14 protein-coding genes are annotated in these 15,226 nt (G+C 66.1%); 12 read left to right on the top strand and 2 right to left on the bottom strand.

Annotated features, from left to right (window positions below; translation table 11 throughout):
* Positions 1-26 precede the first annotated feature (26 nt).
* Positions 27-971, bottom strand: a complete 945-nt coding sequence (locus AC6H34_RS10225) for a phosphoribosylaminoimidazolesuccinocarboxamide synthase (protein WP_497538732.1) — start codon at positions 969-971, stop codon at positions 27-29.
* A gap of 247 nt (positions 972-1,218) precedes the next feature.
* On the opposite strand from AC6H34_RS10225, the gene AC6H34_RS10220 reads away from it, so the two are divergent.
* A complete protein-coding gene (locus tag AC6H34_RS10220; RefSeq protein ID WP_448150140.1) occupies positions 1,219-2,115 on the top strand; it encodes an NAD-dependent epimerase/dehydratase family protein in 897 nt (298 codons plus the stop codon).
* Between the two features lie 79 nt (positions 2,116-2,194).
* Here AC6H34_RS10220 and AC6H34_RS10215 read toward each other — a convergent pair whose 3' ends face one another.
* Positions 2,195-2,908 (bottom strand): type 1 glutamine amidotransferase domain-containing protein, encoded by a 714-nt coding sequence (locus tag AC6H34_RS10215; protein WP_448150141.1) that lies wholly within the window; start codon positions 2,906-2,908, stop codon positions 2,195-2,197.
* Between the two features lie 103 nt (positions 2,909-3,011).
* On the opposite strand from AC6H34_RS10215, the gene AC6H34_RS10210 reads away from it, so the two are divergent.
* From AC6H34_RS10210 to AC6H34_RS10160, 11 genes are all read left to right on the top strand, one after another.
* On the top strand, positions 3,012-3,923 hold the full coding sequence (locus AC6H34_RS10210; RefSeq protein WP_448150142.1) for a LysR family transcriptional regulator: 912 nt from the start codon (positions 3,012-3,014) through the stop codon (positions 3,921-3,923).
* Positions 3,924-4,084: 161 nt separating this feature from the next.
* Positions 4,085-5,623, top strand: coding sequence for an ankyrin repeat domain-containing protein (locus AC6H34_RS10205; protein ID WP_497538731.1), 1,539 nt, complete (start codon positions 4,085-4,087; stop codon positions 5,621-5,623).
* Between the two features lie 101 nt (positions 5,624-5,724).
* Complete coding sequence (locus AC6H34_RS10200; RefSeq protein ID WP_448151382.1) at positions 5,725-6,300, top strand: helix-turn-helix domain-containing protein; 576 nt, start codon at positions 5,725-5,727, stop codon at positions 6,298-6,300.
* Positions 6,297-6,824, top strand: coding sequence for a GNAT family N-acetyltransferase (locus tag AC6H34_RS10195; protein WP_448150144.1), 528 nt, complete (start codon positions 6,297-6,299; stop codon positions 6,822-6,824). The genes AC6H34_RS10200 and AC6H34_RS10195 overlap by 4 nt, the downstream gene beginning before the upstream one ends.
* Positions 6,821-7,315 carry a GNAT family N-acetyltransferase gene (locus tag AC6H34_RS10190; protein WP_448150145.1) on the top strand — a complete coding sequence of 165 codons (495 nt, stop codon included), beginning with the start codon at positions 6,821-6,823 and terminating at the stop codon, positions 7,313-7,315. Before AC6H34_RS10195 ends, AC6H34_RS10190 begins: the two co-directional genes overlap by 4 nt.
* 152 nt (positions 7,316-7,467) lie before the next feature.
* Positions 7,468-8,943 carry a mechanosensitive ion channel family protein gene (locus tag AC6H34_RS10185; protein ID WP_448150146.1) on the top strand — a complete coding sequence of 492 codons (1,476 nt, stop codon included), beginning with the start codon at positions 7,468-7,470 and terminating at the stop codon, positions 8,941-8,943.
* Positions 8,944-8,959: 16 nt separating this feature from the next.
* Entirely contained in the window at positions 8,960-9,976 is a 1,017-nt protein-coding gene (locus AC6H34_RS10180) for an alpha/beta hydrolase (RefSeq protein ID WP_497538730.1), read from the top strand.
* A gap of 83 nt (positions 9,977-10,059) precedes the next feature.
* On the top strand, positions 10,060-11,301 hold the full coding sequence (locus AC6H34_RS10175; RefSeq protein ID WP_497538729.1) for an NAD(P)/FAD-dependent oxidoreductase: 1,242 nt from the start codon (positions 10,060-10,062) through the stop codon (positions 11,299-11,301).
* A 119-nt stretch (positions 11,302-11,420) separates the two neighbouring features.
* A complete protein-coding gene (locus AC6H34_RS10170) occupies positions 11,421-12,746 on the top strand; it encodes an NAD(P)H-dependent oxidoreductase (RefSeq protein WP_497538728.1) in 1,326 nt (441 codons plus the stop codon).
* 234 nt (positions 12,747-12,980) lie between these two features.
* Positions 12,981-13,820: a YdcF family protein gene (locus tag AC6H34_RS10165; protein WP_448150150.1), complete on the top strand. Its 840-nt coding sequence runs from the start codon at positions 12,981-12,983 to the stop codon at positions 13,818-13,820.
* A 9-nt stretch (positions 13,821-13,829) separates the two neighbouring features.
* Positions 13,830-15,209 carry a leucyl aminopeptidase family protein gene (locus tag AC6H34_RS10160; RefSeq protein ID WP_497538727.1) on the top strand — a complete coding sequence of 460 codons (1,380 nt, stop codon included), beginning with the start codon at positions 13,830-13,832 and terminating at the stop codon, positions 15,207-15,209.
* The last annotated feature ends 17 nt before the right edge of the window (positions 15,210-15,226 follow it).

Genomic DNA, 15,226 nt, shown 5'->3' with positions numbered 1-15,226 from the left:
TTCATCGAGCGTAAGAAGTCGCTTCCTCAAAAATACTTTGCGAGGTTCTTCCTGATCCGCGGCAGCGGCTCCTCGTCATCGGCGGGCGGCACGAAGGCCTGGCCGGTGATCGTCTCGAAGGCGCGGACATAGACCTGCGAGGTCTCCTCGATCAGGTCGGCCGGGATCTCGGGTATCGGCTCCCTGTAGGGATCGCAGCGAGCGGCTACCCAGTTGCGCACGAAGTCTTTGTCGAAACTCTCGGGCTTCTCGCCTCGTGCGAAGCGCTCGTCATAGCTCCCCGCGAACCAGTAACGGCTCGAATCAGGGGTGTGGATCTCGTCGGCCAGCAGGATGCGCCCATCCGTGTCGATGCCGAATTCATATTTGGTATCGGCGAGGATGAGGCCGCACCGGAGCGCCGTCTCCTGCCCCTGGGCAAACAGGGCGAGAGCATAGGCGGAGACTTCGTCCCACTGCTTCTGGTTGAGCAATCCCGTTCGCACGATTTCCCCGGCCGACAGGGGCTCGTCATGGCCGCCGTCGAAGGCCTTGCTGGTCGGCGTGATGATGGCCTGCGGCAGGGCTTGGTTGTCGCGCAGCCCATCGGGAAAGCGGACGCCGTACATCTCCCGCTTGCCCTGCTTGTACATGGTCAGCACGGACGTACCCGTCGTGCCCGCAAGATAGCCGCGCACCACCATCTCGACCGGCAGGATTTCGAGCCTGCGGCCCACAACGACATTGGGATCGGGATAGTCGAGCACATGGTTGGGGCAGATGTCCCCCGTCTGCTCGAACCAGAAGCGGGCGGTCTGCGTCAACACCTGCCCCTTGAAGGGGATGCAGGCGATGGCGCGATCGAAGGCGCTCAGGCGATCGGTGGCGATGATGATGCGCCGCCCGTCCGGCAAGTCGTAGTTCTCGCGAACCTTGCCCCGGTAGTAGTTCGGCAGCTCGGGAATGACGGCTTCGCGCAGGGGCTGGGGCATGGAGATCCGCTTCATGAGACCAAGGGGTGGCTAGATCTACGCAGGCGCACGGCATTTGTCATCCTTGCCGGGCAATGGAGACGATAACCCGCCGCTCATACCCCGCTCGCGCCGGGCGATTGCCTGTTTGTGATCGCCTTGCCTCTTGCCCCGGCACGTCCAGCCTCTATTGTCTTACCATTCACCGACCGAAGCGCCCGAAGAAGGCGCGGGACGAGGTCTCAGCAAACAAATCGCGGAGCAGGAAATGCCCAAACGTATCATGTTCACCGGCGGCAGCGGCAAGGCCGGCCGGCATGTCGTGCAGTATCTCGTCGACCACGGCTATGAGGTGCTCAACATCGACACGAAGCCGCTCGACAATCCCAAGGTGCGCACGCTCATTGCCGACATCACCGACTCGGGCCAGGTCTTCAACGCCCTGTCGAGCTATATGGGGCTCCACGAGTTCGATCCCTCGCTCCGCCCGCAGAAGGTCGATGCCGTCGTGCATTTCGCCGCCATACCGCGCATCATGATCGTGCCGGACAACGAGGTCTTCCGCATCAACGCGATGGGAACCTACAACGTCATCGAGGCGGCGACGAAACTCGGGATTCCCAAGATCGTCATTGCCTCGAGCGAGACGACCTATGGCGTCGTCTTCGCGAACGAGCCGCGCGAGCCTACCTATTTTCCGCTCGACGAGGATTATGACGTCGACCCGATGGACAGCTACGCTCTGTCCAAGATCGTCAACGAAAAGACGGCTCGCGCCTTCGCCCAGCGTGACGGCACCGACATCTATGCGCTGCGCATCGGCAATGTGATCGTGCCGGAGGACTACACGGAGAATTTCCCGAAATGGTTCGCCGATCCCGGCTTCCGCAAGAAAATCGCCTGGAGCTATATCGACGCGCGCGACCTCGGCCAGATCACCAGCCTCGCCATCGAGAAGGACGGACTCGGCTTTCAGGTCTTCAACGCGGTCAATGACCACACGTCCTCGAACCTGCCGACCGCGGAGCTGCTGAAGCGCTTCTATCCCAACGTGCCGGTGCGCGGCGAACTCGGCGAATACGAGACGCTGCTGTCCAACCGCAAGATCCGTGACGTGCTGGGCTTCAAGGAACAGCACAACTGGCGCAACTACGTGAAGGGCTGAGGGAACGGCGAACAACAGCCGACTCCCTGCAACCCTCGGCTTGAAGATGAATGGACGGCGGTCGTGGCCCGCCATCCATTCAGGCCGCGCCGGCGGGAGCCGCCAGCAGCAGGTCGCGAAGGGCCTTGCCCACACCGGCTGCCGATTGGGGGTTCTGGCCGGTCACAAGGCGTCCGTCGACCATGACGTTGGCCGTCCATTCCGGTGCCGGCTGGTGCAGCGCGCCGCGCGAAACCAGGGTGCTCGCCAGCAGGAAGGGCACCACCTTTTCCAGCTTGACGGCATGTTCCTCGGCGTCTGTGAAGGCGGCGATGCGCTTGCCGGCCACGAGATAGGAACCATCACCGAGAGTGGCGTTCACCAATGCCGCCGGACCGTGGCATACGGCCGCGACGATGCCGCCACGCTCATAGATGGAACGGATCGATGCGGCGACGGCGGCGCTGGCGGGGAAATCCCACATCGCGCCGTGGCCGCCCGCAAAGAAGATCGCGCCATAGCGCGCCAGGTCGGCATCGGCGAGCCTGGGTGTATGGCTCACATTGCGGCGGAACGCAGGGTCGTTCCAGTAGCGGGCATTGACCACGTCCTCGAGGTCGAGGCCGTCGATCGGCGGCTCGCCACCCTCGATTGAAGCGAACTCGACCGGGATGCCGGCCGCCTCGAGTTCGGCCAGCGGATGGGTGACCTCGCCAAGATAATAGCCCGTCGGTTCACCGGTGGCGCCTTTGGTGCCATGGCTGGTCAATACGAAGAGCACCGGCTTCACGATGGGGGAAATCGTCTGCGTCATGTCTCGATCCTTCAAGGGAAAAGCAACTGGACCGGAATCTATCTCTTGCTTGAATGACGATAAATAATCACGCTGGCAAAGCATTTGTTCTTTGGAGGCAAGAATGAGCCGCCGATTCGATCATCTTGCCGATGTCGAGGCCTTCATTGCCGTCGTGGAGCAAGGCTCGCTGACGGCTGCCGCCGTAACGCTTTCCACCACGCCCTCGGTCATCAGCCGCGCCGTCACCCGGCTCGAGACCCGGCTTGGGGCACAGCTCCTGCGCCGCACGACCCGCAGCCTCGGCCTCACCGATGCAGGACGCCTCTATCTGGAGCAGTCCCGCAATGCCTTTGATCTGATCGACGACGCCGAGCGGGCGATCCAGGGCCAAGGCGGAGCGCTGAGCGGTCGCGTGCGCCTCAGCGTTCCCACCACATATGGCCATTATCGCCTTCCGCCGCTGCTGCGAGCCTATACCCGGCGCCATCCGATGGTGGATGTGGAGGTGAACATCGCCAACCGCAATGTCGACCTGGTGGCCGAGGGTTTCGATCTGGCCGTACGCCTCGGACAGCTTCCCGACAGTGGTCTGGTTGCACGCAAGCTGGAGGATGCGGCCCTCTGCCTGGTGGCCTCTCCCGACTATCTCGACCGCTCAGGTATTCCCGACCATCTGGAGGCGCTTGAGCAGCATGTCTGCCTGCCCTTCCTGATGCCGAGCACAGGACGCCTCGCACCCTGGTTGTTCCGCGACGAGGAGCGGGACATCGACTGGCAGCCCCGATCGCGCCTGCAGGTCTCCGATGACGTGCTCGGCGTCGTGCATCTGGCCGAGGAGGGTATCGGCATCTGCCAGAGCTACGATTTCATCGTCCGAGACCGGCTGCAGCGTGGCCGTCTCGTCGAGGTGCTGCCCCTTTTGCGCGGCCGCGCACGGCCTTTCTCGGTGATCCACGCCCCGCATCGCAGGCTTTCGGCGGCGACAAGGGCGATGATCGACACACTCGCCGGGCACGCCGACAGCCGAACATGAAAGAGGCTTGCCGCCTTTCGCCTCCCCGGCTATCGTTCCTGTCGGCGATGCGAGACGCCTCCGGACCCGCGGAAAGGGTTTAACCCCTCGGTCTTGACGATATCGAACTACCTGCCCCTGTGCAGCCGACTGCGGGTCTTCGGCCATGAGCACATGGAGGCATGATGAAGACCCTTCCCCCATCCCCCGATCTGTCGCATCTGAAGAAGCAGGCCAAGGCCCTGCTCCGCGCCGCCCGCAATGGAGAGGCCGCGGCCCTGCGGCATTTTGCCGAGCAACTCCCTGCTGCCCGCGGCCTCGCCCCGCACCTGATGGCCGGGCACGACCTGCGCCTCCACGACGCCCAGTCGGTCATCGCGCGGGACTATGGTTTCAGGAGCTGGGGGGAGCTCAAGCGGGCGGTTGCCTGGCTTCGCGGTTCCCGGGCGGAGCAGCTCGCGACGTGGTTGCGCTGGTGTCTCGAAGGCAATGCGAGGGAGCGCCGCCTGGCGGTTCGGGCGCTCGCGGATCAACCGGATCTTCTCGGCGACGACCCGTGGTTCGCCTGCATCGTCGGCAATGAATCCATCCTGCGCGATCGAATCGCACAGGATACGGACTGGGTTGGCCGTGCCTCGGGCCCGCGCACCATGGCGCCGCTGGTTGCCGTCGCCCATTCGCGCCTCATCCTGGAGGAAGCCTTCGAAAAGCCCTTGCTCGCTTCCGCGCAGCTTCTTCTCGCGGCCGGGGCAGACGCCAACGCCACCTGGACCGACCCCGATTACCCGGAATGGCCCCTCTCGGCGCTCTACGGAGCGGCAGGCGTCACCCACCACCCGGGCATGACCAAGCTCCTGCTCGCGGCCGGCGCCACCCCGGATGACAACGAATCGCTCTATCACTCGGTCGAGGCGCGCGCACCGGACTGCACGCTCCTCCTGCTGGAGGCCGGCGCGCGCGTCCGCGGCACCAACACGATCGGTCGGGTGCTGGACTACGACAAGCCAGCATTGTTGCGGGAGATCCTCGCCCATGGCGGCGATGCGCGCGAGCGACCCTGGGCGCATCACGCCATCCTGCGTGGGCGCTCGGTCGAGCATATCCACATCCTGCTGGAGGCTGGTGCCGATCCTGGAGCGGTCGACCAGGACGGCATCACTCTCTGTCGCTGGGCCGGACTCCACGGGCGGACCGATGTCGTCGAACTCCTGCGCAGCCTCGGGGTGGAGGAGAAGCTGAGCGACGAGGAGGCCTTCATCGCCGCCTGCACGAGCGGCGATGCGGCGTCTGCCAGCCGGATGCGGAAACGCATGCCCGACATCGTCGCCCGCCTCGATTCCCGGCAGTTGCAGATACTGCCGCAACTTGCGGCGGTCGGCGCGCTGGAGGCGGTCCGTACCATGCTCGCATCGGGCTGGCCCCGCGAGATCAGGACAGGGTGGGATGCCACCGCCCTCAACCTCGCCGTTTTCCAGGGCGATGCCGCCATGACCCGCCTGCTGCTGGCAGAGGGCGCCGACTGGCGCACGCGGCACGGCTATGGCGACAACGTCATCGGCACCCTCTCCTGGGCTTCGCGAGCCGACGAGATCGAGGATCCCGCACCGCGCGACTATGTCGCCTGTGCCCGTGCGCTCATCGAGCACGGCGTCCCCGTTTCCGCCATGGAGGGCTACAGTTTCTCCGACGAAGTGGGAGCCTATTTCGCTGGGCTGGATTAGGCCCCCCCGCCGTCTGCTGTGGCGGGGATGGGAATGCGACGCGAGGGGTGGCTTGCGCCCTTGACTCCACTATAGTGGAAATGCATTCTTATATCATGGATATGCCTGATCCCATCGATGCGGAGCTCGGCGCACGCATCAAGGCGCTGCGCGGCGAGATGCACCTGACCATCGACCAGCTCGCCGCTGCCAGCGGCGTCAGCCGGGCGATGATCTCGCGCATCGAGCGAGGGGAATCCAGCGCCACCGCCCAGTTGCTCAACCGGCTCTGCAACGGCCTCGGCGTAAGCTTGTCCGCGCTGTTCGCGCCAGCCCAATCCGCCGCCTCTCCACTCGCCCGCAGGGCCGAGCAGCCGCTCTGGCGCGATCCGGGTTCGGGCTACCTGCGCCGCGCGGTGTCGCCGGCCACGGCGTCCGGCATCGTGGATCTCGTGGAAGTGGAACTGCCGGCGGGTGCGCTGGTACCTTTTGCCCCGCAGGATTCGACGCCCTTCGACCAACTCGTCTGGCTGCAGCAGGGCAGGCTGACCATGACCGTCGGGGGCCAGGTCTTCCCGCTGGACCCGGGCGACTGCCTGCACATGCAGCTCGACGAGCCGCTGATGTTCCACAATCCCGGCGGCGAACCGGCGCTCTACTTCGTCATCCTCGTCCCGTCCCGGCAGATTCCCCGATGAGCACGATCGCGATCTCAATAGCCACAGCCGCGGAGGCGCGGGCCATGGTGCCCGCTCTCGCCGATATCCTGATCGACTGCGTCGAGGGTGGCGCGTCCGTTTCCTTCCTGCTGCCGATCTCGCGCGAGACCGCGGAGGGCTTCTATGCCAGGACGGCTCTCCGCGTCGCCGAGGGCAGCGCCGTCCTCTTCGTCGCCGCCGTCGAGGGTGACGTGGTCGGCACCGTGCAGCTCTGCCCGGTGATGATCCAGAATCAACCTCACCGCGCCGATGTCGCCAAGCTGCTCGTGCATCGCCGCGGCCGCCGCCGCGGTGTCGCCGAGGCCTTGATGGCGGCGCTGGAGGCCAAGGCGCGGGCCGAAGGGCGCACCCTGCTCAGTCTCGACACCACCACGGGCTCACCGGCCGAACGGCTCTACGAGAAGCTCGGCTGGCAGCGCCTCGGCGTCATGCCGAATCACGCGCTGATGGCCAATGGCGATCCGTCCGACACCACCTTCTTCTGGAAAGCACTGCCGACATGAACATCCGTCCAGCCGTCGCCGCCGACCTGCCGGCGATCCTCGCCATCTACAACGACGCCGTGCTCAACACGACGGCGATCTGGAACTGGGATACGGTCGATCTCGCCAACCGCCGGGCGTGGTTCGATGCGCGCGCGAGCCAAGGCTATCCGATCCTGGTAGCCGGCGGTCCCGGAGAGGTGCTCGGCTATGCCAGCTACGGCGACTGGCGGCCCTTCGACGGCTATCGCTACACGGTGGAGCACTCGATCTATGTGGCGGCGGCTGCCCGAGGACGGGGCATCGGGGCCAGCCTGCTCGACGCGCTGATCGGCGAAGCCCGGAAAGGCGGCAAGCACGTCATGCTGGGCGGTATCGAGGCCGGCAACACGGCCTCCCTCGCCCTGCATCGGCGCTTCGGCTTCGTGGAGACGGGCCGGATGCCGGAGGTCGGCCAGAAATTCGGCAAATGGCTCGACCTCGTCTTCATGCAGCTTCGCCTGGCCGAGTAAGGCGGCCCCGGGACCGCAGGCGACTCGCCGCAACCGCCAAACTTGCGGGCCGAGGCGCACGAAACACGAAGTGGCGATCGGAGATCGCCCCTCTGGTATCCGAAACGATCCGATGCAATCATGCGGCCGTCTCACACCAACGCATGGTCCTCGTGTCGCAATTCGCGGAACTGATCCTGGCCACGTTCTTCGCCGTCCTGGCCACGGCGAACTGGTGGATTACCTGGCGGCCGGTCTGGCTGCGCGCCAGCATCGCCGGCGGGCTCTACCTTGTCTTCACGCTGCTGCTGCTGCGCACCAGCGGCATGCCCGCCGCGCCGACCTTCGACAGCGATATCCGCATCGCGTTCTGGCAGCAGGGGCTCATCAGCCTGTGGTGGCTTGTGGGCGCGCGGCTCGTGGTGGGGATCCTCCACCTCACGCTCTGGAGCAAGCGCGAATCGAGCCAGGCCAAGCTCGCCTCGGACCTGATAGCCGGCCTCATCTACATCACGGCGGTGCTGGCCATCGTCAACTTCGTCTTCAACCTGCCGGTGCGGGCGCTGCTGGCCACCTCCGGCATCATCGCCATCGTGCTGGCCCTGGCGCTGCAGAACACGCTCGCGGACGTGTTCGCCGGAATCGCGGTGGGCATCGAGCACCCCTACACGGTCGGAGACCGGATCTGGGTGGATGGGTCGATCGAGGGCGTGATCGTTCAGGTGAACTGGCGCTCGATCCGGGTGCGGACCGACGCCAACGACATCGCCACCATCCCCAACAGCCTCATTGCCAAGTCGCGCGTCATCAATCGCAGCAAGCCCAGCACGCGGCGGGACGACTCCGTCCAGGTTTCATGTGAATCATCCGCCCGGCCCGATCTCGTGATGGAATTGCTCAGGCAGGCCGCGATGCTCACGCCGAAGATCCTCACCGAGCCGGCCGCCTCCTCGGCCCTGGTGCGCATAGGGGTGCGCTCCAACTCCTACGACATCTATTTCTCGGTGGCCCATACAGATCATCTCGGCTCGGCCAAGAGCACCTTGCTGAAGGAAGTGCTGCGCCAGTTCCACTACCATTCGATCCGCCCCTCGAGCGCCGGCATGATCTCGACGCCGATCGGGCCGATGACGGCTTCCACCGGCCTGATGGAGACCCTTCCGCCGGATATGCTGCTCAGCGACGTATCCCTGTTCCAGGATCTTTCGCCCAAGCAGCGCGCCGAGCTTGCCAAGCGCATGACCCGGCGCCGGCTGGAGCCGACCACCACCCTCGTCTCCCAGGGCGGCGTGCAGGCGATCCTTTTCATCGTCGCCTCGGGCGTCCTGGAAGGCAGCCGCTCCATCAACGGACGCTCCCACGTGGTCGGGCGTCTCGGCCCCGGCGATTATTTCGGCGAAATCGGGCTGCTGACGGGAGCACCCAATGCCGGCACCATCATGGCCCTGACGCGCTGCATCGTCTTCGAGCTGCACAAGGAGGATCTGGAGCCCCTGATGACGGCCGAGCCCAGCCTAGCCCAGGCCTTCGAGGCGTCCGTGCGCCGCAACCAGGCCTTCCTGGCGCGCGATGCTGCAGCCGCCGTCAGCGCGCCGCCCGGGCCGCCCGCTCAGTTCCTTGCGCAGATCCGGGCCTTCTTCAAGGCGTAACCTCCACCGAGTTGCAATGACCAAAGCCTCTCCCGAACTTTCCGCCCGACTCGACAAGCTTGCCGCCGCCCGCCTGCCGCTCGATCCCGGCATGGCCGAATTCCGCGACAAACTCACGGCCGAGACACCGCCCGAAGCCGTCCATTGGCCGCTGGAGCGCCAGCGTTCGGCCTGGGACGCCGTGTGCAAGGCATGGCAGGCACCCCGCCCACCGGGCCTGTCCGTCTATGATCTCATCCTCCGCGACAGGCACGCGCCCCTGAAGCTGCGCGTCTATCGGCCGGAGGGAGCGGACCATCGTCCGGGGCTGCTGTACTTCCATGGCGGCGGCTGGGTGCTCGGCAGCCTCGAAACCCATGACGACATGTGCGCGGAGATCGCCGCAGGCGCCGGCGTCGTGGTGGCCGCCCTCGACTATCGTCTCGCGCCCGAAAACCCCTTTCCGGCGCAATGCGAGGATGCCCTCGCATTTTTCGACTGGGTCATGGCGGAGGGAGCGGCACATGGCATCGACACCGCCCGCCTCGTTGCCGGCGGCGACAGCGCCGGCGGGCAGATGACCGCTTCGCTCGCCATCGCGCTTCGCGACCGGGGTGTGAAGGCGCTGCGCGGCCAGGTTCTCGTCTATCCGGTGCTCGACGCCGACATGCAGACGGATTCCTATCGCCGCAACGGCCTCTCGTCGGCGCTCTCACGCGAGGAGATGCGCTATTATCTCGACGCCTTTCTCGGTCCCCCGGACAGCCCGGCGCACGGGAACAAGCTCGCGCTTCCCCTGCTCGAGACCGACTATGCGGGCCTGCCACCGGCCTTCATCACGGCCGCGGCACACGACACGCTGCAGGACGAAGCCTTCATCTTCGCCGAACGGCTGGAAGCGGCCGGCGTGCCGGTGAAGCTGCGCGCGGAGCCGGCGCTCGACCACTCCTACATGCGTGCGCGCCACCACAGCGAGCCGGCCTACAAGAGCTTCAGGGCAATCGTCGGGGCCGTGAAGGCCCTGGGATATCATGGCGTTCCGCCAGAAGACTGAAGGTGCCGGCCCGACAGTCCCGACAACCACGGCTTGAAATGAAGGAGATGGCCTCCCAGGCTGGTCTCCACGGGAGGATTCCCATGCGTTATGACGTCCTGGTGCTGGGTGGCGGTATCGTCGGCACCTCGGTCGCGGTCCATCTCCAGGAGCGCGGCAGGGCCGTCGCGCTGATCGACCGGCGGGGACCGGGCGAGGAAACATCCCACGGCAATGCCGGCCTGGTCGAGCGCACGTCCCTCCTGCCGATCGCCTTTCCCCGCAGCCTGCCGGCACTCGCCGAAATTGTCCTGAAACGCTATCCGGGGGCCAATTATCACTGGTCGGCGCTTCCCCGCCTCGCTCCCTGGCTCCTTGCCTATTGGCGCAATTCCGCGCCGGACCGGCTCGATGCCACCGCCCGCCTCATGTATCCCATCCTGAGCACAACCGTGGCCGAGCATCGCGCCCTGGCGAGCAAGGCCGACGCGGAAAGCTTCTTCCGCGATACCGGCTGGCTCAAGATCCACCGCACGGAGGAAGACTGCCGCGCCGAAGAGAAGTCGCTCGCCCTCGCGGCCGAATTCGGCCATCAGGTCAGGCACCTCGATCGCGAGGAGACCCTCGCATTGGAGCCGTCCCTGCGGCCGGACTTCATCGCAGGCACGCACTGGACCGATCCGCACAGCGTGTCGAGCCCCGGCGGCGTCACCAAGGCTTATGCGTCCTACCTGGCGAAGATCGGCGGCGTCGTGCTCAGGGGTGACGCCGGGAGCCTGAGGCAGGGAGGAGCCGGCTGGACGATCGGCGCCGGCGCGTCGCAGATCGAGGCACGCGAGGTGGTGGTGTGCCTGGGCCCCTGGTCGATGGACGTGCTCGCACCGCTCGGTTACCGTCTGCCCCTTGCCGTCAAGCGCGGCTACCACATGCACTACAGGGCGGCCGACGGCGCCACGCTCGGCCGCCCCGTGATCGATGAGGCAGGCGGCTACGTCCTGACGCCGATGGTAGGGGGCATCCGCCTTACGACCGGCGTCGAATTCGCCCGACGCGACGCTCCGAAAACGCCGGTGCAGGTTGACCGGTCCGAGAAGCTGGCGCGCGACCTCTTCCCGCTCGGCACCCGCGCCGAGCCTGAACCCTGGATGGGCGCGCGCCCGATGTTTCCGGATTCGCGCCCGGTCATCGACAGGGCTCCGCGCCATGGGAACCTCTGGCTCGCCTTCGGCCACCAGCATCTCGGCTTCACGCTGGGCCCGGCCACGGGACGGCTGCTGGCGGAAATGATGACGGGCGAGCCGACCCATGTGGATCCAAGCCCGTTCTCGGCGGAGCGATTCGGCTAGGGTGCCCACACTCCTCGGGCACCGAAACGCCTTTCGGAACGATGCATCCTAAGCCGAGAGTCTTTGCATGCATGCCCATTGAGGGGTACAGGGATGCAAGGAATTCGACGGAGCGCCGCATGAACCCCTCTTTTGCAGCCGACCTGATGGAACGTGCCCGGGAAAAGGGGCCGATCACCATCGGGCTGGTGGGCGCCGGTCAGATGGGGACCGACCTCATCGTGCAGATCGCCCTGATGCAGGGCATCAGGGTGGGTGCGGTCGCCGTGCGCTCGCGGCCGCAGAATGCCATTTCCGCTGCGCTCAGCGCCGGACACCGGCTGGACGAACTGGTCGAGGTCGCCAACAGCTCGGCCATCGACCGCGCCATCGAGACGGGGCGCATCGCCATTACCACCGACCTCGAGGCGCTCGCCGGCGCCGGACGGATCGAGGTGATCATCGATGCCACCGGGCATCCGGAATCCGGGGCGATCGTGGCCGAAGCGGCCATCCGGCACGGCAAGCACATCGTCATGCTGAATGTCGAGGCCGACATCACGATCGGCCGGCACTTCAAGGCCGAGGCCGGCAAGGCCGGCGTGATTTATACCGGCGCGGCGGGCGACGAGCCGGCCGCGGCCGTGGAGCTCGTGACCTTCGCCCGGGCGCTCGGCATGACGGTGGTCGCCGCGGGCAAGGGCAAGAACAACGCCCTCAATTTCGATGCCGTACCGGACGATTACATTGCCGAGGCCACGGCGCGCGACATGAATCCGCGCGTGCTGGTCGAATTCGTCGACGGCTCCAAGACCATGGTCGAGATGGTCGCCCTCGCCAACGCGACCGGCCTCGAGCCGGACAAGCCCGGCCTGCACGGCCCGCGCGCCAGCAAGGAAGAACTCGCCGAGGTGCTGATTCCCACGAGCCATGGCGGCGTGCTTTCCCGCCGGGGCTGCGTCGACTACACCATCGGCAAGGGGGTGGCGCCCGGCGTGTTCTGCGTGGTCGAGCCCAATCATCCCCGCGTGCTGGAACGCATGACGGACCTTCACGTGGGGAAGGGTCCCTTCTTCACGCTGCATCGGCCCTACCACCTCACCAGCCTTGAGACGCCGCTCACGGCAATTCGCGCCGTCCTCTACGGCACGGCGGACCTGCAGCCCCTCGACCACCCCGTCGCCGAGACGGCCGCCGTCGCCAAGCGTGACCTGGCTCCCGGCATGGTGCTGGGCCGCATCGGGGAATATGATTACCGCGGCTGGTCGATGCGGTGGGCCGATGCGCGCAAGGACCGCCTGCTTCCCCTGGGTCTCGCCGAACGCGCCCGCGTCACCAGGCCGATCAGGAAGGGCGAACTCCTCAGCCACGACAATTGCGCCGTGGACGAAAGCCTCACCATCGTGAAGCTGCGGCGCCAGCTCGACCTGGCGGATCAGCGTTTCCTCAACGCCAATGCGGCATGAAATCTGAGGCGGCGTGTCGTTGCCGCCTGCTCCGCCGGTCCGAGGGATCGGTTGCGACGAGGCGTCATGGTCCCGCGGCCATCGGCCAGCCTTTCTCGTCCCTAACCCACCCCTGCAAATCGCAACCCTTCCTTAGCCTTAACGTAGCATGACCATGGTATGCCGCTGGACAGCCCGGCATATATGCCGAAGCCGGTCCAAGGGCTGGCGTTCTTACTCCCCCATAGGCCTTGCATGTTCTATTACGCCGCCAAGATCGTCAGCTTCCTGATCCTGCCCGCCAATGCAGCCCTGATGCTCGGGCTCGTCGGCCTCGCCGCCAGTTTCACCCGCCGCTTCCAGCGCTTCGGCCGTTTCCTGATGGGCTTCTCGATCCTCGCTTTCGCGGTGATGGGCCTGTCGCCGCTCGGTAGCATCATCATCGAGCCGCTCGAGGATCGTTTTCCGCCGCCCGCCTTCGCGGCCTCGGACGATCTCAGCCCGACCAATCCTGCCCTACCCAAGATCGCCGGCGTCATCGTCCTGGGCGGCGCCGTCGACACGCACATTTCCACCGCGCGCCACGACACCGCCCTCACCGATTCCGCCGAGCGTATGACGGCTGTGGCTGGCCTGTCGCGGCAATTTCCGGAGGCGAAGATCGTCTTCACCGGCGGCGTCGGATCCCTGGCCGGCCAGTTCTGGGGCGACGCCGCGGAAGCGGACGCATCCCGCCAGCTCTTCCGCAGCTTCGGCATCCCCGATGACCGCATGGTCTTCGAGAACCGCTCGCGCGACACCTACGAGAATGCCGAGTTCACCTACCAGATGCTGAAGCCGCAGCCGGGCCAGCGCTATCTCCTCGTCACTTCCGGCTACCACATGCCGCGCTCGATGGCCTTGTTTCGCAAGGCGGGTTTTGATGTGATCGCCTATCCCGTCAACTATCGCACCGCGGGACCGGGAGACGCCATGCGGCCCTTCTATTCGATGAGCGACGGCCTGCGCCAATGCACCCTCGCCGCGCGCGAATGGATCGGCCTGCTGGCCTACTGGCTGAGCGGACGCATCGACGACATCCTTCCCCAACCCTGAAAGCACAACATGTCCGAGCTTCTGGTCACCGCCGACGAAAGGGCCGTTCCGGTCTGGTTCGTCACCAAGGAAAATTTCGTGCAGGTGCTCGACGCCCTGCCGGAAACCCAGCGGAACTGGATCGCCGCCAACGGCTTCGAAGCCAAGGCCGGGCAGCATCTCGCCCTCCCCGGAACAGGTGTCGCGCTCGGCGGCGTGATCTTCGGCCTGGAGGCGGCGGGAGCCCGTCACCGGGATGTCTTCCTCCCCGCGAAGCTCGTCACGGTCCTGCCGGCCGGTACCTACCGCTTCGCGAATGCCAGCCATGACGACAGGCTGGCAACTCTCGGCTGGCTGCTCGGGCTCTACAAGTTCAATCGCTATCGTACTAGCGATATCAAGGCCTTGCGCCTTGTCGTGCCCGATGAAATCGATCGCGATGAAATTGCCGCCATTGTCGAATCCGTGACCTTCGCGCGTGATCTCGTCAACACGCCCGCCAATGATCTCGGTCCCGAGGAACTGGCGCTCGCGGCTCGCCGGCTCGCCGAGAAGCACAAGGCGACCTACAGGGTGATCGTGGGCGACGACCTCCTGAAGGAGAACTTCCCGATGATCCACGCCGTGGGCCGGGCTTCCTCCCGCGCGCCGCGTCTGATCGACTTCAGCTGGGGCGATCCCGCCCACCCGAAGATCACGCTGGTCGGCAAGGGCGTGATCTTCGACACCGGAGGCCTCGACATCAAGCCCAGCTCCAACATGATCCTGATGAAGAAGGACATGGGCGGCGCCGCTTCGGTGCTCGCCTGTGCCAGCATGATCATGGCTGCGGGCCTCAAGGTTCGCCTGCGCGTGCTGATTCCCGCCGTGGAGAATGCCATCTCCGGCTCGGCCTTCCGCCCCAGCGACATCCTCGCCTCGCGCAAGGGCCTGAGCGTCGAGATCGGCAATACGGACGCCGAGGGCCGCCTGGTGCTCGCCGATGCTCTGACCCTCGCGGATGAGGAGGCGCCGGACCTTATCGTCGACATGGCGACGCTCACCGGCGCCGCCCGCGTGGCCCTGGGGCCTGACCTGCCCCCGCTGTTCAGCCGCAACGACGAGGTCGCCGAGGCCTTGCTGGCGCATGCGGCGCAGGAGGGCGATCCGCTCTGGCGCCTGCCGCTCTGGCCTCCTTATGATGCGATGCTGGATTCCAAAGTGGCCGACCTCAACAACGCCCCCGGCGGCGGCTTTGCCGGCTCGATCACCGCGGCCCTGTTCCTCGACCGCTTCGTCGAGAAGGCTTCGGCCTATGTCCATCTCGACATCTATGCCTGGAACCCCGCAACCAAGCCGGGGCGCCCGGAAGGCGCCGAGGTGATGGGCGCACGGGCACTCTACGCCTACCTCAAGAAGAAATACGGCTGAGAGCCCAGGGAGGCTGC

The sequence above is a fragment of the Labrys sp. ALF-8 genome (genome assembly GCF_059699065.1).
The sequence above is the reverse complement of the archived record's forward strand: the minus strand, read 5'-3'. Positions and strand labels throughout refer to the sequence as shown.